Origin of the sequence: Mycobacterium lehmannii, assembly GCF_001499925.1 — a bacterium.
Classification (GTDB): domain Bacteria; phylum Actinomycetota; class Actinomycetes; order Mycobacteriales; family Mycobacteriaceae; genus Mycobacterium; species Mycobacterium lehmannii.
In genome coordinates this window covers 26,118-44,537 of the sequence record NZ_LQIR01000025.1, presented here as the reverse complement: position 1 = coordinate 44,537, position 18,420 = coordinate 26,118, and the positions used below count along the sequence as shown (strand labels likewise).

General features: G+C 66.5%; 19 protein-coding genes. 5 read left to right on the top strand and 14 right to left on the bottom strand.

Going from position 1 to position 18,420, the window contains the following annotated elements; genetic code table 11:
- The first annotated feature begins 200 nt into the window (after positions 1-200).
- Entirely contained in the window at positions 201-332 is a 132-nt protein-coding gene (locus AU192_RS26155; protein WP_090346444.1) for a hypothetical protein, read from the top strand.
- 113 nt (positions 333-445) lie between these two features.
- Here the strand turns inward: AU192_RS26155 and AU192_RS15430 are convergent, their stop codons facing one another.
- The 3 genes from AU192_RS15430 to AU192_RS15420 are packed head-to-tail and all read right to left on the bottom strand — an operon-like array spanning position 446 to position 3,304.
- Positions 446-1,444 carry an NAD(P)H-dependent flavin oxidoreductase gene (locus AU192_RS15430; RefSeq protein WP_064397655.1) on the bottom strand — a complete coding sequence of 333 codons (999 nt, stop codon included), beginning with the start codon at positions 1,442-1,444 and terminating at the stop codon, positions 446-448.
- A complete protein-coding gene (locus tag AU192_RS15425; protein ID WP_064397653.1) occupies positions 1,441-2,193 on the bottom strand; it encodes a 3-hydroxyacyl-CoA dehydrogenase in 753 nt (250 codons plus the stop codon). Before AU192_RS15425 ends, AU192_RS15430 begins: the two co-directional genes overlap by 4 nt.
- Before the next feature lie 19 nt (positions 2,194-2,212).
- The gene (locus AU192_RS15420; protein ID WP_064397651.1) at positions 2,213-3,304 is read right to left on the bottom strand and encodes a CaiB/BaiF CoA transferase family protein; all 1,092 of its coding nucleotides are present in this window, start codon (positions 3,302-3,304) and stop codon (positions 2,213-2,215) included.
- 88 nt (positions 3,305-3,392) lie between these two features.
- On the opposite strand from AU192_RS15420, the gene AU192_RS15415 reads away from it, so the two are divergent.
- Both AU192_RS15415 and tet(V) read left to right on the top strand, forming a co-directional pair.
- Positions 3,393-4,211, top strand: a complete 819-nt coding sequence (locus AU192_RS15415; protein WP_064397650.1) for an enoyl-CoA hydratase — start codon at positions 3,393-3,395, stop codon at positions 4,209-4,211.
- Between the two features lie 156 nt (positions 4,212-4,367).
- Entirely contained in the window at positions 4,368-5,615 is a 1,248-nt protein-coding gene (tet(V), locus tag AU192_RS15410; RefSeq protein WP_198957274.1) for a tetracycline efflux MFS transporter Tet(V), read from the top strand.
- 1 nt (position 5,616) lies between these two features.
- Here the strand turns inward: tet(V) and AU192_RS15405 are convergent, their stop codons facing one another.
- The 3 genes from AU192_RS15405 to AU192_RS15395 are packed head-to-tail and all read right to left on the bottom strand — an operon-like array spanning position 5,617 to position 8,055.
- Positions 5,617-6,309 carry a CPBP family intramembrane glutamic endopeptidase gene (locus AU192_RS15405; protein ID WP_416171924.1) on the bottom strand — a complete coding sequence of 231 codons (693 nt, stop codon included), beginning with the start codon at positions 6,307-6,309 and terminating at the stop codon, positions 5,617-5,619.
- Positions 6,310-6,335: 26 nt separating this feature from the next.
- A complete protein-coding gene (locus tag AU192_RS15400; protein WP_064397645.1) occupies positions 6,336-7,484 on the bottom strand; it encodes an NAD(P)H-binding protein in 1,149 nt (382 codons plus the stop codon).
- 46 nt (positions 7,485-7,530) lie between these two features.
- Positions 7,531-8,055 carry a gamma carbonic anhydrase family protein gene (locus AU192_RS15395; protein WP_064397643.1) on the bottom strand — a complete coding sequence of 175 codons (525 nt, stop codon included), beginning with the start codon at positions 8,053-8,055 and terminating at the stop codon, positions 7,531-7,533.
- Positions 8,056-8,227: 172 nt separating this feature from the next.
- On the opposite strand from AU192_RS15395, the gene AU192_RS15390 reads away from it, so the two are divergent.
- Complete coding sequence (locus AU192_RS15390; protein WP_064397641.1) at positions 8,228-8,989, top strand: fasciclin domain-containing protein; 762 nt, start codon at positions 8,228-8,230, stop codon at positions 8,987-8,989.
- Between the two features lie 138 nt (positions 8,990-9,127).
- On the opposite strand, the gene AU192_RS15385 is transcribed toward AU192_RS15390, so the two are convergent.
- Genes AU192_RS15385 through AU192_RS15375 form a run of 3 tightly spaced genes read right to left on the bottom strand, consistent with a single transcriptional unit; the run spans position 9,128 to position 12,248 of the window.
- Positions 9,128-10,270, bottom strand: a complete 1,143-nt coding sequence (locus AU192_RS15385) for an acyl-CoA dehydrogenase family protein (protein ID WP_064397639.1) — start codon at positions 10,268-10,270, stop codon at positions 9,128-9,130.
- 2 nt (positions 10,271-10,272) lie between these two features.
- Positions 10,273-11,058 (bottom strand): crotonase/enoyl-CoA hydratase family protein, encoded by a 786-nt coding sequence (locus tag AU192_RS15380; protein WP_064397637.1) that lies wholly within the window; start codon positions 11,056-11,058, stop codon positions 10,273-10,275.
- 44 nt (positions 11,059-11,102) lie between these two features.
- Positions 11,103-12,248, bottom strand: coding sequence for a thiolase family protein (locus AU192_RS15375; RefSeq protein WP_064397635.1), 1,146 nt, complete (start codon positions 12,246-12,248; stop codon positions 11,103-11,105).
- 315 nt (positions 12,249-12,563) lie between these two features.
- On the opposite strand from AU192_RS15375, the gene AU192_RS15370 reads away from it, so the two are divergent.
- Complete coding sequence (locus tag AU192_RS15370; protein ID WP_064397634.1) at positions 12,564-13,355, top strand: FadR/GntR family transcriptional regulator; 792 nt, start codon at positions 12,564-12,566, stop codon at positions 13,353-13,355.
- Here the strand turns inward: AU192_RS15370 and AU192_RS15365 are convergent.
- The 5 genes from AU192_RS15365 to AU192_RS15345 all read right to left on the bottom strand — a co-directional run bounded on the left by AU192_RS15365 (position 13,352) and on the right by AU192_RS15345 (position 18,414).
- Positions 13,352-15,094 carry a DUF3556 domain-containing protein gene (locus AU192_RS15365; protein WP_064397631.1) on the bottom strand — a complete coding sequence of 581 codons (1,743 nt, stop codon included), beginning with the start codon at positions 15,092-15,094 and terminating at the stop codon, positions 13,352-13,354. The two genes, AU192_RS15370 and AU192_RS15365, sit on opposite strands and share 4 nt — an antisense overlap.
- A 135-nt stretch (positions 15,095-15,229) precedes the next feature.
- A complete protein-coding gene (locus AU192_RS15360) occupies positions 15,230-15,751 on the bottom strand; it encodes a DoxX family protein (RefSeq protein WP_064397629.1) in 522 nt (173 codons plus the stop codon).
- Positions 15,752-15,936: 185 nt separating this feature from the next.
- Positions 15,937-16,200, bottom strand: coding sequence for a hypothetical protein (locus tag AU192_RS15355; RefSeq protein WP_064397627.1), 264 nt, complete (start codon positions 16,198-16,200; stop codon positions 15,937-15,939).
- Positions 16,201-16,226: 26 nt separating this feature from the next.
- The gene (locus AU192_RS15350) at positions 16,227-17,495 is read right to left on the bottom strand and encodes a WS/DGAT domain-containing protein (protein ID WP_064397624.1); all 1,269 of its coding nucleotides are present in this window, start codon (positions 17,493-17,495) and stop codon (positions 16,227-16,229) included.
- 10 nt (positions 17,496-17,505) lie between these two features.
- Positions 17,506-18,414: an alpha/beta fold hydrolase gene (locus AU192_RS15345; protein ID WP_064397622.1), complete on the bottom strand. Its 909-nt coding sequence runs from the start codon at positions 18,412-18,414 to the stop codon at positions 17,506-17,508.
- Positions 18,415-18,420 lie beyond the last annotated feature (6 nt).

The window sequence follows — 18,420 nt, the reverse complement described above, 5'->3', positions numbered from 1 at the left end:
GTGGTAACCACACCGATACCGGAGGTCCTCACCTACTTCCTCACGCCACGCCGTCCACAACCTGCCTGGCCATTACACCTAGCTGGTCAGCAAATCGCTACTGGCAAGTAGCCCGCGACCCTACTTGGCGGTAAGAATTGCCACAGTATTCCGAATCGTGACTCAAAGATTCCTTAGAGGTAACACTTACTGTCGAGTACATGTGGATCGACGACACCAGTGCCGATGTCATCAAGGTCGACTTCGAGGCGCTCTACCACGGCGATGTCCTGGTAGAAGGCGACACCTCGGAGCAGCTCGACGACGAGCACACCCTGCGCACCGCCGTCTGACCGAACGCGCGCCGAGGGGTCGCGCATTCGCTCCGACGGTTCGGCCCCGAGGGCCCGAGCCGGTTCTGTTGCTGCTTGCTGTTGAACCCGCCCGCTAAATCCGATCCTTTCTCCTAAGCCACGTTCTCTTCTTCGTCGTCGGCGATCATGTCGCTGAGCCGGCCGCTGATGATCTCCTCGGCCTCGTCGACGATGCGCGCGACCAGATCCCCACAGGTCGGGATGTCGTTGATCAGCCCCATCGCGGTGCCCACGCTCCAGATGCCTGCGTCGAGGTCGCCGACCTCGTAGACCTTCACCCCGCGCGAACCGGCGACCAGGTCCTTGACGTCCTCGAACTGACCGCCGCGGTTGAGGATCTCCACGACCTCACGCGACACCGCGTTGCTGGCCACGCGGGCGGTGTTGCGCAGCGGCCGGAAGATCAGCTCCGTGTCGAGCTCGGTGCCCGCGACGATCGCCTCCTTGACGTTCTGATGGATGGCCGATTCGACGGTGCACATGAACCGCGATCCCATGTTGATGCCGTCGGCGCCCAGCGCGAGTGCGGCCACCAGGCCACGGGCGTCGGCGAATCCGCCGGAGGCGATCATCGGGATGTCGATCTTGGTCGCCGCCGCCGGGATCAGCACCAGGCCAGGGATGTCGTCCTCGCCGGGATGGCCCGCGCACTCGAAGCCGTCGATGCTGATGCCGTCGACGCCGAGGCTCTGCGCCTTGACCGCATGCCGCACCGAGGTGCACTTGTGCAGCACCTTGATCCCGTTCTCGTGGAACATCGGCAGATGCGGCGCCGGGTTCGAACCCGCGGTCTCGACAATCTTGATGCCCGAGTCGACGATCACCTGCCGGTACTCGTCATACGGCGGCGGGTTGATCGTCGGCAGGATCGTCAGGTTGACCCCGAACGGCTTGTCGGTCAGATCGCGGCACTTGGCGATCTCCTTGGCCAGGTCGGCGGGCGTCGGCTGGGTCAACGCGGTGATGAAACCGAGCGCACCCGCATTCGCCACGGCCGCAACGAGTTCCGCGCGGCCGACCCACTGCATCCCACCCTGCACGATGGGATGTTCGATTCCGAACGTCTCGGTGAACTTCGTCCTGATGCTCATCGGGGGGCCATCCGGATCGCGCCATCCAACCGGATCACTTCACCGTTGAGCATCGGGTTCTCAACGATGTGCACGGCCAGCGCGCCGTACTCGTCGGGATCGCCGAGGCGCGCCGGATGCGGCACCTGCTTGCCCAGCGACTGCTGCGCCTCCTCCGGCAGCGAACCCAGCAGCGGGGTCTTGAACAGACCCGGGGCGATCGTGACGACGCGGATGAATTCGCGCGACAGGTCACGCGCGATCGGCAGCGTCATCCCGACCACGCCGCCCTTGGACGCGGAGTACGCGGCCTGACCGATCTGGCCCTCGAAAGCCGCGACGGACGCGGTGTTGATGATGACGCCGCGCTCGCCGTTGATGGGCTCGGTCTTGGCGATCCGCTCGGCGGCCAGCCGCAGCACGTTGAACGTGCCGATCAGGTTGACCTCGATCACCTTCTTGAAGCCGTCGAGCGGGAACGGGCCGTCCTTGCTCAGCGTCTTGATCGCGTTGCCGATGCCCGCGCAGTTGACGTTGATGCGCAGCGGACCCATCTTCTCGGCCGCGTCCAGCGCCGCGCTGACGGCGTCGGGGTCGGTCACGTTGGTCTCGACGAACTGGGCGCGATCCCCGAGTTCTTTGACCGCCTCTTCGCCCTTGAGGTCGATGACGACCACCGAGGCGCCCCTGTCGAGCAGGCGCTTGGTGGTGGCCAGGCCGAGGCCCGACGCACCACCGGTGACGACGGCTACGGCGTCCTTGATCTCCACTTTGAGGGTGTTCCTTTCTCTAGGCCCAGTCTCGTAAGACGGCTTCGGTGTCGGCTCCGGCTTGGCCGGGTGGTGTCGGCGCCGGCGGCGCGCTACGGGAGAACCGCGGCGCGGGCATCGGTTGCAGGTGCTCGCCGTCGCGATAGAACGTGTTGCGCTCGGTGACGTGCGGTTCGGACTCGACCTCGCTGAACGACAGCACGGGCGTCACGCAGGCGTCGCTGTCGGCGAACACCTTGGCCCAGTGGTCGCGGTCCTTGGACGCGATGACCTCGGTGAGTTTCGCGCGCAGCTCGGGCCAGCGGCTCGCGTCGTTCTGATCCGGCAGGTCGGCGATCTCCAAACCGAGACCCTTGAGGAACTCGGCGTAGAACTGCGGTTCGATGCACCCGACCGCGATGTAGCGGCCGTCGGCGCAGGTGTAGGTGTCGTAATACGGCGCGCCGCCGTCGAGGATGTTGACCCCACGCTGATCGGTCCACAACCCGTCCTGCAGGAAGCCCCAGATCATCTGCGCAAGCACGCTCGAACCGTCGATCATCGCCGCGTCGACCACTTGACCCTTGCCCGACGTCTGGCGCTCCCACAGCGCGGACAAGATGCCGACAAGCAAAAACATCGAGCCGCCGCCGAAGTCACCGGTCAGGTTCAGCGGTGGTACCGGCCGCTCGCCGGCCCGACCGATCGAGTGCAGCACGCCGTTGAGCGAGATGTAGTTGATGTCATGGCCGGCCTGCAGGCGCCGCGGCCCGGTCTGACCCCATCCGGTCATGCGGCCGTAGATCAGCCGCTCGTTGACCTTCGCGCAGTCCTCCGGTCCGAGACCGAGGCGTTCGGTGACACCGGGGCGCAGCCCCTCGATCAGCACGTCGGCCTTCGCGACCAATCGCAACACGAGTTCACGGCCTTCGTCGCTCTTGAGGTCGGCGGCGACGGAACGCCTGTTACGCAAGGCGGCCTCGCGCTTGCTAGTGGGGATCCCACCGAGCTTGCCCGGACGCTCGATGCGGACGACGTCAGCGCCCAGATCACCGAGGATCATCGCCGCGTGCGGGCCGGGTCCGATGCTCGCGAGTTCGATCACCCGCAGCCCGTGCAGAGGTCCCGCCATGCTTACCGCCCTTCGTTGGACAATCGCTTCCGGATCGCCGACATAGCTTACTTGTATAACCAAGTCGTGCGGTTCTAGGGTGCAGTGCATGACAACGCTGGATTCGGGCGCACCCACATATACCGGTATCGACGCTCTGAGGGTCGACCTCGCCGACGGTGTGCTTTCGGTGACGCTGAACCGGCCCGACAGCCTCAACTCATTGAACCGCGCGATGCTGGCCGGCATCGCCAAAACTCTCCAGACGGCGGCCACCGATCAGCGGGTCAAGGTGGTGCGGCTCGGCGGAGCTGGCCGTGGCTTCTGCTCGGGCGCTGGCATCGGCGGCGACGACCAGGCGCAAAAGGAGGTCGACGGCCCGGCCTCAGTGCTGGACGCAGCCAACGCCGCATCCCGCGCGATCGTCAACCTGCCCCAACCCGTCGTCGCGGCGGTGCACGGTGCGGCGGCCGGCGTCGGGGTATCGCTGGCACTGGCCTGCGACGTCGTATTGGCTTCGGACAACGCGTATTTCATGTTGGCGTTCACCAAGATCGGGCTGATGCCCGACGGCGGCGCCTCGGCGCTGGTGGCGGCGGCGGTCGGACGCACGCGCGCGGCCCGGATGGCGCTGCTTGCCGAAAAGGTCTCGGCGCGTGAGGCATTCGAGTGGGGTCTGGCGGCTGCGGTCTATCCGGCCGACGAGTTCGACGCCGAGGTCGACAAGGTGCTCACCTCGTTGAAGTCGGGACCGGCGGTGGCGCTGCGCAAGACCAAGCATGCGATCAACGCGGCAACGCTCACCGAGTTCGAACCCGCGCTAGGACGTGAACGCGAAGGCCAGTTGAAGCTGCTGACCTCGCCGGACTTCATCGAGGGAATCACGGCGTTCCAGCAGCGCCGCAAGGCCAACTTCTCCGACTTCTAACCTTCCTCCACCGCCGCGACTGACCGTGTCTGCACCGCGACACGCGGCGTTCGTGCGTACAAAAGCGGTCGCTCGCACGAAGAAAATCGGTGGACTCGGCGCCTGCGCGTCGGCAACCATCGACAGGTGAGTACGCAATTCGAGATCCAACAGCCGGTGCGCAACGCCGGCGGCTGGCGCGTGCTCGCACCGTTCCGTAACCGCGAGTACCGCCTGCTGATCGCGGCCGTGACGTTGTCGATCTTCGCCGACGGCATGTTCGCGGTGGTGCTGGCCATGCAGGTCATCGAACTGAACAACGACCCCGTCTCGCTGTCGATCGTGACGACCTGTTTCGGCGGCGCGCTCGTCGCCTTCGTATTGGTCGGCGGGATCGCCGCCGACCGATTCCCTCAACGCGCGATCATCATCGCGGTCCAGACGGTCAACGTGCTCGCCTCGACAGCCATCGCGGTGCTGGGAATGTCTGGCGCACTGCAGATCTGGCACCTGGCGGTGGGCGCAGCTGCCCTAGGCACGGCGGCGGCCTTCTTCTTCCCCGCCTACAGCGCGATCCTTCCGCGGATCCTGCCGCCCGAGCAGCTGCTCGCCGCCAACGGCGTCGAGGGTGTGGTGCGCCCGGTGTTCCAGCGCGCGATCGGCCCGGCCGCCGCCGGAGTGATCGTCGGCGCGACGTTCCCCGCATTGGGCGCGGTGGCGGTGGCCGCCTTGTTCGCCGTCGGCCTGGTGTTGCTCGTCGCGACCCGGCCGGCGCTGAGGCCTCCTGCGTCACAGGAGCACACACATGTGCTGCGCGATCTTCGCGACGGCTTCGTGTTCGTGCTCGGCACACCGTGGCTATTGTGGACGTTGCTGTTCGCGAGCATCTTCGTGCTGGTCGTCCTGGGACCGATCGAGGTGCTGCTGCCGTTCATCGCCAAGGACCGCTTCGCCGACGGCGCGCGGATGTACGGCTTCATCCTGGCGTTCTTCGGGCTCGGCAGCGCGCTCGGGGCACTCACCGTGTCGTCGGGCCGTATGCCGCGCCGGTATCTGTCGGTGATGATGGCAATGTGGGGTCTCGGCGCCATCCCGCTGATCGTGTTCGGTTTCACCTCTTCGTTCGCGGTGATGGCGGCCGCGACGTTCGTCATCGGGTTCACCGACGGCACCGGGATGGTCATCTGGGGCACGCTGCTGCAGCGACGGGTGCCGACGGCGATGCTGGGCCGCGTGTCGAGCCTGGACTTCTTCGTCTCGCTGGCGTTCATGCCGGTGTCGTTCGCGATCGTGGGACCGTTGTCGAAAGTCGTTTCGATACAGACGATTTTCCTCGTCGCGGGCATCGTGCCCGTGCTGGTGGCAGCGGTCGCGGTGTGGGCGGCCGGAATGCGTCGCGACGAGCTGGCCCACCCGCTGCGCTGAGTCAGACGCCGAAGATCGGCGGCAGCGCGAGCACCATGACCAGACCCCAGAAGAAGTGGGTCAGCATCGGTGCGAGTATGCCGCCGGTCATTCGGCGTTCGAACGCGCAGATCGTGCCCAGGATGATCGCGGCGAAGCCGAGCATCGGGTTGCCGGTGGTGGCCGCGGTGGCGATGACGTAGAAGACCGTCGAGATCAGTATCGGCTTCATCGTGCCCAACGCCGTGTAGAGCGCGCCGCGAAAGAACATCTCCTCGGCCAGCCCGTTGATCACGGTGATGAACGTCACCAGGATCAAGGGTCCGTAGTTGGCGTATTCCAGTACGCGAGTGATGTATTCGCTTACGCCGGGAATCTCGCGCGCAATCAGGCCGCCGATGACGAACACCGCGCCCAGCGCCAAACCCACTGCGGTGCCGGTGATCACGGGCCGTTGATTGCGGCCGCGGAAGCGGATGCATCCCATGTGCAGCGGGCCTGACAGGAACGCGCCCAGCGCCCACACCCCGGCCAGCGCCAACGTCAGCCAGTAGAACGACGAGTCACCCGGCGGGCGGGTCAGCGAATAACCGAGCAGCGCGGCGCCGATGACGAGCACGACCGCGACGACGATGCGCCTGCGCCGTATGACGCTGGGCGGTTCGTGATGCGGAACGGGGCACGCACTGACGATCTCGCGGATCTCCCGAAGCAGGCCGGGTCGCGTCTGCGTCTCCTCCGTCACGTCAGATCAACCTTAGGCACGAAATGCAGCAGGGTGTCCACACCCGTGCGCACCGCCCCGGCGACGGGTCCGGGCACCCCGCCGATGAGCCCGAGCGCGGGCCGGACGACCGACGGTGTGACCGCACCGGCCACCTGTTGCAGACGCAGTGTGTCCCCACCCGCCCAGCCGGGGTCGGTATCGGCGAGGTGGTGTGGGTCGGTGAGCTCGTCGACGGGTCGACGCCGACGGCTCGCCAGCGCCCGCGTGATCGCCTCCTCGACGCCGATCAGCCCGGCAGGCGGGTCCGGCACGAACTCGCGCAGCCGGGTGTCAGAAGCCATCATCGGATGGTCCAGCGACTGCACCAGGTCGGCGGCGAGTCCTCCCGGCACCGGCAGCACCACCCCCGTCACCCACGAGACGAGACCGGTGTCGACGCCGTTGACCGGCAGCTCGGCCCGCCACTTTCCGGCGATTCGCGCATACGTGCGCAGCAGCTCGGCATACGACGTGGTTTCCGGGCCGGTGATGTCGTACGCGCCGGCGGGCACACGCTCGCTGTCGGCGGCGGCGACGAGGTAGTGCAGCACATCGCAGATCGATATCGGGTCGATCGGGTTCACCGACCACGACGGCATTGGGATGACCAGGAACCGATCCCCCACATAGCGCAGCATCTCGAACGACGTCGACCCCGCGCCGATGATGATGGCCGCGCCGAGCCACACCACGTCCGGTCCGCCGTCGACGTGCAACGCCTCGGCGACCTCGGCGCGGCTCGCGAGGTGTTCGGACAGCTCGTCACCGTCGGGCACGAACCCGCCGAGGTACACGATGCGACGCACACCGGCGTCCTTGGCCGCCCTCGCCACGTTGGCCGCCGCGCGGTTGTCGGCCTCGCGGAAATCGGGCTGCCCGATGCCGTGTACGAGGTAGTAGACGACATCGATCGGGCCGGCGTCGGCGAAGGTCGACCGAGCCGAGGCTTCGTCATGGGCGTCCAATGCGACGGCGTCGACGCGGTCCTGCCACCCGAACTCGGCCAGCCGGTCGGGATTTCGGCTGGCGGCGACCACCTCGTGTCCCTCGGTGAGCAGTTCGTTGACGAGCCGGGAGCCGACGTAACCGGTCGCGCCGGTCACCAGAGTGCGAACACGTTTCACGGTAGGGCCTGTACCCGGATCGGACCCCGGAGAATCCCGGGAGAATCTAGGCCTTGGCGTCTCGGTGCAGATCGATCAGATGCTGGTACACCTGCGCGTTGTAGCGATTGTGGTTGACCTCTGCGTCACTGAGGTCCCGGCGCACCTTGGCAGGAACCCCGGCGACCAGAGTCCGCGGCGGCACCACGAAACCCTGCGGCACGACGGCGCCCGCGGCGATCAACGCGCCCTGTCCCACCGTCGCGCCGTTGAGGATGACCGCCCCCATGCCGATGAGGGCCCCGTCCTCGATGACACAGCCGTGCAGCACGGCGTTGTGGCCCACGCTGACCTCTTCACCGATGCGGACCGGGAACTCCGGGTCGACGTGGACCGTCACCCCGTCCTGGATGTTGGTCCCGAAGCCGACCTCGATGGGCTCGGCCTCGGCCCGCAGCGTGGCGCCGTACCAGACGCTGGCCCGCGCCGCGAGTGTCACGTCGCCGATCAGGCTCGCGTTGGGCGCCGCCCACGCCTCGGCATGCAGCGACGGCAGGCGACCACGAATGGGAAGGATCAGCGGCTCAGGCATGCGGCTCATCGTATGCATCGGCGTTTCGCCGCCGTTCGGGGCGCTATGTGGGCAGATTGACAAAGCCCAGGTCAGATGGCCCGCAGCGGCTGTTTGGCGAGGTGGCGACTTTGGCAGGCACACAGCACTGCCTCTAACATGCCTTTCGACCTGTCTAGCTGAGGAGCCGTAAGTGAAGACTCGCACCAGCAAAGCCCTTGGTGCCACTGCCGGGATCGCCGCGATCGCCTTTTCGGTGCCGCTGGCCGTGACCGCATACGCCGATCCACCCGCGCCCGCACCCGAGCAACCGGCCGAGCCGACCACGACTGCGGTGGTCGAGATCCCGAACCCCGAGGGGAAGGGCTGTGACGCCTTCAAGGAGGCGGTGCCCGACTGGAAGGCGCTGAACAACCTGCCCGTAGGCCAGGCGCTGCAAGCCATCCCGGAGGCCAGCACCTTCTACTCCGCGATCTCCGGCGGGTTCAACCCCGCCGTGAACGTGGTGCCCGTGCTGGAGAACGGCCCGTACGTGGTCTTCGTGCCGACGAACGAGGCCTTCGCCGCGCTTCCTCCCGCGCAACTGGACGCGCTGAAGGCCGACCCCGCCGCGCTGACGGACTTCGACTACTACCACGTGTTCCTCGGCTTGCTCGGACCCAAGGATGTCAAGGGTCAGCGGCCCACCCAGCAGGGTGCGGAGATCAAGGTGACCGGTGAGAACGCCGACGTGACGATCAACGACACCGCCAAGGTGGTCTGCGGTGGCATCCAGGCGGCGAACGCCCGGATCTACCTGATCGACGCGGTGCTCGATCCGGCCAACGCGCCGGCGGCCGTGACGCCGTCGGCGACCTCGACCAGCGAGACGACGACCACCACGACGACGACCGAGACCACCGAGCCGGCCCCGCCGGCGGAACCGACGCCGGCAGGCGACGCTCCGATCGGCTGATCTCGCCCGCACACGCGAAAGCCCCCGAAACTCCGTTGTTTCGGGGGCTTTGGCGTTAGGGGTCGCGGCTAGAAACCACGCCGGGGGCAGCTATACGCCACGCCGGCGAGCCGGCTATACGCCACGCCGGCGAGCCGGCTATACGCCTAGGTCGCGGCCGATGATCTCCTTCATGATCTCGGTGGTGCCACCAAAGATCGTCTGGATGCGCCCGTCGACGTAAGCGCGCGCGACGCGGTACTCCATCATGTAGCCGTATCCGCCGTGCAGCTGCACGCACTGGTCGACGACCTTCTTGGCCACCTCGGTGGCCCACCATTTGGCCTTGGCCGCCTCGACCGCGGTCAGCTCACCGTCGACCACACCCTGTAGGCAGCGGTCGATGTAGTTTTCGGTGACCTCCAGCTCGGTCTCCATCTCGGCGAGCAGGAACCGGTTGTGCTGGAAGCTGCCGATCGGCTGGCCGAAAGCCTTGCGGTCCTTGGCGTATTGCAGCGTTTCGTCGAAGACCCCGCGGGCTCCGGCGATGGCCGAGATCGCAATGCCCAACCGCTCCGAGGGCAGGTTGGTCATCAGGTGGTAGAAGCCGCGACCCTCCTTGCCGAGGAGGTTGGCGTTGGGCACCCGCACGTTCTCGAAGTGCAGCTCGGAGGTGTCCTGGCTGTGCAGCCCCATCTTGTCGAGCTTGCGGCCCCTGGTGAAGCCCTCCATGTCGCGCTCCACCACGAACAACGAGAAGCCCTTGTGGCCGGCCTCGGGATCAGTGCGCGCGACGACCACACACAGGTCGCAGTTGATACCCGACGAGATGAATGTCTTGGAGCCGTTGATGATCCAGTCGTCACCGTCGCGCACCGCCGAGGTGCGGATGCCGGCCAGGTCGCTACCGGCGCCCGGCTCGGTCATCGCGATCGCGATGATCAGCTCACCGCTGGTGATGCCCGGCAACCAGCGCTTCTTCTGCTCGTCGTTGGCCAGCTCCTTGAAATACGGGCCCACGACGTCGTTGTGCAGGCTCAGCGCCGGTCCATGCACGCCGGACCTGGCGGTCTCCTCGTCGATGATCGCGTTGAACCGGAAGTCATCTGAACCGCCGCCGCCGTACTCCTCGGGCATGTTGAACCCGATGAGGCCGTACTTGCCTGCCGCGGTGTACGCCGACCGGTCGACGATGCGCTCGGTCTCCCACTTCTCCTGGTTGGGCACCAGTTCGCGCTCGATGTACTCCCTGACGGTCTCGCGGAACGCCTCGTGTTCGGCGTCGTAAATCGTTCTCTTCACTGCTACTTGGCCTTCCAAACAGGCTGGCGCTTCTCGGCGAATGCCAGCGGTCCTTCTTTGGCGTCTTCTGAGCGGAGCACCGTCGAGATCTCACGCATGGTCCTCGACCATCCGCCTTCGTCACCGGTGATGACACCGTCGTCGACACCCATCGCGACCCGCTTGCTCGCCCACACCGCGAGCGGCGCATTGCTGGTGATTCGTTCGGCGAGCTCGAGTGCGGCCTCGACCGCGGTGCCGTCGGGCACCATCCGGTTGATCAGACCCCACTTCAGCGCATCGGCCGACGACATCGGCTCACCCGTGAACAGCAGCTCCATCGCGACCTTGCGCGGCAGGTGGTCGACGATGCGAAAAACCCCACCCGCGGCGGCGATGAGGCCCCGCTTGACTTCGGGCAGACCGAATTTCGCGCGCTCTTCGGCGATCACCAGATCGCTGGCGAGCGCGAGTTCGGTCCCTCCGCCCAGCGCGGTGCCGTTGACCGCGGCGATGGTCGGCTTGTCGATGTAGTGCCGCACGTACCCGGCGAAGCCCCACTCGTCGTGTTCCGGGTGGAACAGGCTCTCCCGCCGCGAAATTGCCTTGAGATCTGCACCGGCACAGAAGGATTCACCTGCACCGGTGATCACCACCGCGCGCACCTCGGGGTCGTCCTGCGCCTGCTGCAGCGCATCGCCTACCGCGGTGCTCACCGCGCTGTTGACGGCGTTGCGCGCCTCCGGCCGGTTGATCGTGATGAGCATGACGTTCCCGCGGCGCTCGGTGAGCGCCGCGGGCGTCGTCATGGCTCGTCCGACGACGATCTTTGAGGAGTCGGACACAACCAACGTCACAGCAGCTCGAGGATGGTGGCGTTGGCCTGCCCGCCACCCTCGCACATGGTCTGCAGACCGTACTGAATGCCGTTGTCCCGCATGTGGTAGAGCAGCGTGGTCATGATGCGCGCACCCGAGCCGCCCAGCGGGTGGCCCAGCGCGATCGCACCGCCGTTGGGGTTGAGCTTCTTCTCGTCGGCGCCGATGTCCTTCAGCCACGCCATCGGAACCGGGGCGAACGCCTCGTTGACCTCGAACGCCCCGATGTCGTCGACGGACAGGCCGGAACGCTTGAGTGCCTTCTGGGTCGCCGGGATTGGCGCCGTCAGCATGATCACCGGATCGGCGCCGGCCAGCACCGCGGTGTGCACGCGGGCCAGCGGCTTGAGGCCCAGTTCCTTGGCCTTCTCCGCCGACATGAACAGCAGCGCCGCCGAACCGTCGGAGATCTGCGACGAGTTGCCGGCGTGGATCACGCCGTCCTCGCGGAACGCGGGCTTGAGTTGGCCCATCTTCTCCAGGGTCGTGCCGCGCCGGATGCCCTCGTCCTTGAGCACGGTGTTGCCCTCGTCGTCTTTGATTCCGACGATCTGGTCGTCGAACGCGCCGGCATCCTGTGCGGCGGCGGCCTTTTCGTGCGAATCGAGCGAGAACTGGTCGAGATCGGTGCGGCTGAAGCCCCACTGCTCGGCGATCATCTCGGCGCCGATGCCCTGGTTCGGAGTCTGCTTGTAGCGGTTCTTGAAGTTCGCCGAGTACGGGTTGCCACCGTTGGCCAGCGAGGCGCCCATCGGGGTGCGCGACATCGACTCGACACCGCCGGCGACAACGACGTCGTAGTGGCCGGCGACCACACCGGCGGCGGCGAAGTGCACCGACTGCTGGCTCGAACCGCACTGGCGGTCGACGGTCACGCCGGGCACGGTCTCCGGCCAGCCGGCGGTCAGCAGCGCGGTGCGGCCGATGTCGAGAGCCTGCTCACCGGCCTGCATGACGCAGCCCCAGATGACGTCGTCGACGAGCGCGGGATCAACGCCGGCGCGCTCCACCAGACCGTTGAGAACCTGTGCCGACAGGTCACCGGGGTGAACCCCAGACAGCCCGCCGTTGCGTTTGCCGACGGGCGACCGTACTGCTTCGACGATGACGGCTTCAGCCATGACGCTTCTCCTTCGAAGTTCGATGATTTACCCACACACGGAGGGGTCCACCCCCGAACGTAAACGAACAAGGTTTACTAGGTCAACCTACTGGTTGGTGGGCGCGGTGGGGAGGGTGGGCCTCCGGGCGAATTTTGCGGGTGCCGCGAACGTAGCGAAGGTTCGCCCTGCCTGGTCATTCGGGATAAGGTTCACGTCCGTCCCGGCCGAGACCGTGAGGGCGCCGCCGCAGGTCGCTTTGCTCGACGTATTCCCACACATGGTTTACTGAGTTGTACAGCTGGCCGTTGGGTCAGCCGCAACGTGGGAGTTGGAGTGGCTCGAAGTACACCGCTGGCGCCGATGATCGGCCCGGACGGCGTCGGCGCCGGGACGACGGTGCGGTCACCGAAGACGGCCGAACTCGTCGCCGGCACGCTGCGCCGCATGGTGGTCGACGGCCAACTCAAGGACGGCGACTTCCTCCCCAACGAAGCCGAGTTGATGGCTCACTTTGGGGTGAGCCGACCGACCCTGCGGGAGGCCGTCCGGGTCCTGGAGTCCGAACGCCTCGTCGAGGTGCGGCGCGGTTCGCGCACCGGCGCCCGCGTCCGCGTGCCCGGCCCCGAGATCGTCGCCCGCCCCGCGGGCTTGCTGCTCGAGTTGTCCGGCGCGACGATCGCCGACCTGATGACGGCGCGCGCCGGAATCGAACCGATGGCGGTGCGGCTGCTGGCCGAGTCCGGTTCGGCCGAGGCGTTCGACGAACTCGACGGCCTGCTCGAAGAGCACGTGCCCTCGGGCTGGCAGAACGACACCCTGGCCGAGACGACGGGCGACTTCCACCGGCGCGTCGTCGAGTTGTCGGGCAACGCGACCCTGTCCATCATCGCCGGCATGCTGCACGAAATCACGGTGCGCCACAACGCATTCCTGTTCAAGGAACGTCGGCCGGTCTCCCGTGCCGACTTCGACAAGTTGATGCGTTCGTACCGGAAGTTGATGCAGCTGTTGAGGTCCGGCGACGGCGCGGCCGCTGAAGCACATTGGCGCAAGCACCTCGACACCGCGCGGGAACTGCTGTTGCAGGGACTCGAGGATGTCCAGGTCCGCGACGTCATGGGCTAGGGAGCGTCAGCGCTGTCCTTCTGCCACGTGACGTGGACGGGAACGGTGTCGTCCCACGGCTGGCGGGTGACCATGTCGGCGACGCGGATGTAGCCCCGCTCGAATTCCCCTGTCGCGGCGTCGACCAACCGATACTGCTGGGTCTGCCGATGGATCGGCTGTCCGTCGATCAGCACGACGATTATTTCTCCCGGCTCGAAATTGCAGCGCTTCTGCAGGGCCTCGATGAGTTGTTCGTTGTGCATATGGCCGTCGCCGAAGTTCCAGCCGATCGCGGTGCTGCAGATGCGCTCACCGTCGGTCAGTACGTAGTCGTCCTCGTTGTGCCCGGCCATCGCCCGGTGGGCGAGGGTGAACATAGCGCGACCGTGAGAGTTGAACGCGCGGAAGGCGTATCCCATGTAGAGATACATCTGGGCAGTCTCGGGGCTGCCGTAGTACCGCTCCATCTGCGCCTGCGGCATGCTCGCGATCGAGACGACGCTCTTCTCGATCTTCGCCGAGGCTGACGGTTTCACACACCACAGCCCGGTGTCCCAGTTGCCCGCGTAGTAGCGCATGCCCGGCAGAAAGGACACCTTGCGCGGGAACAGGTTTCCGAGAATAACGGTGCCCGCTACGACGGCGAACAACACGATCGGCCACGGACTCTGCAGGTCGCCGAGGCCGATGCCCGGATGTCCCACGAAGAGCGCCAGGACCGCGAACATCATGAAAACGTTCCACTCCAGCGGCACGCCCATCGGAATCGAGGACAGAATCCCGAAGTGGAAGACCAGCATCACGAACGCGGCGATGTAGGTGGGCCAGCCCCCGTGGGAGAAGAACAGCACCAGCGGGACGAGGCCTTCGATCGCCGTGCTGAAATGCGCCAGCCACCGTGATGCGCGCCCGGGTCGCAGGTCGTCCGGAAAGCGTTCGAAGAACTTGCGTTTGATCCACTTGAGCCGGAACACGGGGTTGTTGCTCATCATCGTGGAGATGACGAACGGGAAGTGTTTGTTGAGCTTGGACGTCGCGGCGCCGAGCCAGATCGTCAGGCACACGAGTTTGGCCGCGATGATGATGTCGGGCCCGGCGAACAGGAAACAGACCGCGAGCGAGGCGTACACCTCGCCGCGGGCCGCCAGGAAGATCACCTTGTCGCGCAGGCCGAGCACGGCGAGAACGCCGAGGATGGCAGCGACCTGCCACACCGGTAACACGCCGACGGTCGTCCCCAGTTCGGGTATCGGTCCGGTTCCGTCGGAGAACAGCGCCACGAGGAGCAGGACCAGGAGCGCGCCGTAGAGCAGCGCGTCGAACGGTGTGCGGGTGTCGCCTTTGGTCAACGGGATCCGGGTCGGCCACGGAGGCAGCCGAATCGTGTTCGGCCGCAACCAGTACAGGATCGAGCCCATCGGCGGGAAGAAGCGGTTGTTAAGTGGTCCGAAGCCGCAGCCGAGGCCGACGACCTCGAACAGCATCGTGTACAGCACGACCTTCTCGAACACGATCGGCTCGTTGTACCAGGAGGCGACGTTGGTGAACCCGTCGATCCCCGTGGTGCTGATCGCGATCAGCCATGCGCCGAGGATGTAGAGCAGGATCTTGACGACGTAGAACAGGTGTAGGACCACCGGCGTCCCGAATCCCACCTCGGCCCAGTGCCGGGCCATGGGCACGATCTTCTCGGCGCGGCTGCCCTTACTCCACTCCTCGTAATCGACGACAGGCGCGTCCTGTTTCAAGAACCCCATGGGAACACAGACTAGAACGTGTTCTAGCTATGCGGCTCCAGAACCTCACGTCCGCTTCGCGAAATCTACAACAGGGTCGCGATCGCCGAGGTTTCACGACCCTGATGTGCAGTTCGCGAACTGCGTGGGCTGTCGTCAGGCGTCGGTCTTGGCGGGCGGCCGGTAGAAGATCGCCAGCTGACCGATGCCGCCGAGCAGGCCGAGACCCAGCGAGATGACCAGACCCCACCAGCCGTGCAGTAGGTCGTAGAAGCTCGTCGAGCTGAACAGCAGGTGGTCGAGGCTGAGCTTGCCCGCGCCGATCGTCGCGATGCCGACGGCAGCAGCGGCGAGCACGAGGTTGTACTCCCAACCTTCCTTGACGATGAAGAAGCCGTTGGCCCGGTGCACGGTCCACGCGGCAACGAGCATGAGCGCCACGAAGCCCGCGGCCGGTATCGGGGTGAGCAGGCCGAGCGCGAGACCGATGCCGGCCGCCATCTCGGTCGTCGCGGCGACTCGGGCGTGGAACTTGCCCGGCTTCATCCCCATGCTGTCGAACCACCCGGCCGTGCCGCTGAGGCCTCCGGGTCCGAAGAACTTGTTGTAGCCGTGGGCGGCCATGGTCAGGCCGAGCACCACGCGCAGGATCAGCACTCCGACGTCGTAGGCAGTCATGCAACAAAATCTAGGCCATGTGTTAAGCCGCTGCCCAGCCCCCTCGCATGATCGAGTGGTCATTTACCCCCACGCCCTGCGTGCGCGCCCAGCCCGCGTGAAACAGTTACCCCCAGCTCTTGGCGTCTGCACGGCGGGGTTATCCCCAAGTTGGGTTTCATCCCCAGATGCGCTCTATCCGCTGGTTACACGACGTCTGGGTCGATAGATTCGATCACATGTTCGAGGGATTGGTGGCCGCCGCCGGTGACGGCGACCTCGGCGGCGGCGATCGTCCAATTGTCGATGCACCACTGTTCGCGGTCGACGGCCCCGGCTTCGACGATCAAACGTTCCAGGACGTCGGCGGCGGCGGCCAGCCGGCGCGCGCAGGCGGCGTTTTCCACCCGCGCCCACGTCGCCCCGACCGCACCCGCACCCCGAGCACCAACCACCGTCGACCAACTCATGGCCGAACGCAACAAACCCCCAACTTCTAGGGGTATGCGGCGGTCAAGGACGCCTCCAATCTCTCGACATAAGAGTCGATGTCGCCGATCGCCGACTCGGCCGCATGCACGCTGACGGCGATGGTGTCTCCGATGCCGTGTACGCCATGCGTCACGCCCATCATCGGAGACAGCCCCGGAAATCCGGCCGTGAGCACCACCGGTGAGTTCCCGAAAAGTAGGTCGGCAGGTCCACGGTTCACGCTGGATACGACGGTGTTCCCGGTGACCGTCGGGGAGCGCAGTGACATGTCGAATTTCTTGACGCCATAACGCAGTAACGGTGCCGGCACCGCAGCGGACGCCCGACCAGACGCAACCATCGCCGGATGGGCGGCCCTGCGCCGGCGTTGCTCCAGGTCCTCGGCAATGCGCGCTGCACGTTCATGGAATGGCAGATCCGGATACAGGCCCACACCCACATTGCCGAAGTGATTGTGGGCGCGCCGCTCGCCCGTCTTCGCCATCGGCACCTCGGCGCCCAGCAGCGATGGGTCATCACCGAACTCCCGCAAGTGCGCGGCCAACGCCTCGGACACCGCGGCCAATGCGCCAGTCGTCACCGTGGGCCCTGGCATCTGTGAACGCCGCATCACCACGGTCCGGATGCTGCGCAAGCCTTCCGGTCGCGCATTGCTGCGCAACGCTGGACGCGAATCCGCCTGCGGCGGAACCAATCCCGCCGATGTAGTTCGCACCAACCCACGGTGAGCCCGCGCAGCAGCATAACCACGCCACGGCAGCCTCGGCCCTAGAAACCGCTCTGGCACCGCAACATTCGGTACGATCTCTCTCCGCCCGAACAGCCACGCCGCCAACGCCGATGACCGCAGACCGTCCCCGAGCGCGTGCGCCACCTGTACCACCGCAACCGTTCCGGGGCCCGCTCCCGGAACATCCTCGACAGCCGGGAAGACGTGAATTCGCCACGCCATCATTCGCGGATCGAGTTGGTCCGAGCTCAACAACCCCGCCACGATCGCCAGACAGCCCGCCCAACTGCTCTCCGCGGCGTGCATGACGAACTGGTTCGGCGCGACGTCCGCGGGCACCCACTGCGGATACGTCAGCGGATTGCCGTCACGCACCCGCAGGCGCAGCTCGGTACAGCCCCGCGCCCGGTCACGGATTCGCGCTAGGGCCGACTCGACATCGGCAACGTCCCCCGCGAAACCGTAGAGCAGAAACTGATCGCTGGGAGTCTTCGCCGACATCCAATACGCCTGCGCATCCACCGCAGCCAGTCGCCGCCCCATGTCCCCCAGGCTAAGCGCGCGTCGAGCCGATGAAGTCGACGATGTGCCCCGCGACGGCTTCCGGCTGTTCCAGCTGCAGGAAGTGACCGGCCCGCTCGACGGTGGCGACCTCGCTACCTTCCGGCAGAACCCGCCGCACCCATCGGGTGTAATCCGCTGAGGCACAACCATCGTCGATGCCGTGCAGGTACAGCGTCGGAAGCTGTGGCGCCGAGAGCCAATGCCGGTGCAGTTCGGCGTACTGCGCGGGCGGCTTGCTGTTGCGCACGGTGGCCCGGTAATACCCGAGCGCGGCACGCCAGTTCTCGGGCGCGCCGATCGCGTCGAGAACGTGGGCGACGTCGTCGGCGGCGTCGTAGCCCGGCGACCACTGGCGCCACAACCGGGGCACCACCCACGACGCGGATCGCTCGGGAAGGCCGGGCAATTGGAAGTACATGATGTACCAGCTGCGGAGTAACTGGCGGGGCAACTGTGCGGCGAGCCGGCCCGCATCCGGCGTCTTGCCAAGGGGTCGGAACGCCGCGGCAAACGGCACCGACATGATGACGGCCTTCGAGAACGGGCTGTCGGGCATCGCGGCGAGCCCGGCACCGGCGATCGCTCCCCAGTCATGCCCGATCAGCACGTCGCGGCCCGTCGGTCCGGCCGCGTCGAGCACCCGCAGCGCATCGTCCATCAGCGCGCCGACGTGGTAGCTGCCGTCGGACGCGGTCGACGACGGTGCGTAGCCTCGCATGAACGGCGCCACCACCCGGAATCCCGCGTCGACGAGTAGCGGTGCGATGTTGCGCCATCCGTGCGCGGTGTCGGGAAAACCGTGTAGGCACAGTGCAATCGGCGCACCGACGGTGCCCCAGCTGAGGGCGCGCAGCCGTACGCCCGGCGCATCGACATCGATGAGTTCGGGTTCGGCCACTACGCC

Excerpts from the sequence above, each read along its gene's own strand:
- AU192_RS26155 (WP_090346444.1), top strand. The coding sequence starts at position 201 with ATGTGGATCGACGACACCAGTGCCGATGTCATCAAGGTCGACTTCGAG.
- AU192_RS15430 (WP_064397655.1), bottom strand. The coding sequence starts at position 1,444 with ATGAGCATCAGGACGAAGTTCACCGAGACGTTCGGAATCGAACATCCC.
- AU192_RS15420 (WP_064397651.1), bottom strand. The coding sequence starts at position 3,304 with ATGGCGGGACCTCTGCACGGGCTGCGGGTGATCGAACTCGCGAGCATC.
- AU192_RS15415 (WP_064397650.1), top strand. The coding sequence starts at position 3,393 with ATGACAACGCTGGATTCGGGCGCACCCACATATACCGGTATCGACGCT.
- AU192_RS15395 (WP_064397643.1), bottom strand. The coding sequence starts at position 8,055 with ATGCCTGAGCCGCTGATCCTTCCCATTCGTGGTCGCCTGCCGTCGCTG.
- AU192_RS15380 (WP_064397637.1), bottom strand. The coding sequence starts at position 11,058 with ATGACGACGCCCGCGGCGCTCACCGAGCGCCGCGGGAACGTCATGCTC.
- AU192_RS15375 (WP_064397635.1), bottom strand. The coding sequence starts at position 12,248 with ATGGCTGAAGCCGTCATCGTCGAAGCAGTACGGTCGCCCGTCGGCAAA.
- AU192_RS15365 (WP_064397631.1), bottom strand. The coding sequence starts at position 15,094 with ATGGGGTTCTTGAAACAGGACGCGCCTGTCGTCGATTACGAGGAGTGG.
- AU192_RS15360 (WP_064397629.1), bottom strand. The coding sequence starts at position 15,751 with ATGACTGCCTACGACGTCGGAGTGCTGATCCTGCGCGTGGTGCTCGGC.
- AU192_RS15355 (WP_064397627.1), bottom strand. The coding sequence starts at position 16,200 with ATGAGTTGGTCGACGGTGGTTGGTGCTCGGGGTGCGGGTGCGGTCGGG.
- AU192_RS15350 (WP_064397624.1), bottom strand. The coding sequence starts at position 17,495 with ATGGGGCGGCGACTGGCTGCGGTGGATGCGCAGGCGTATTGGATGTCG.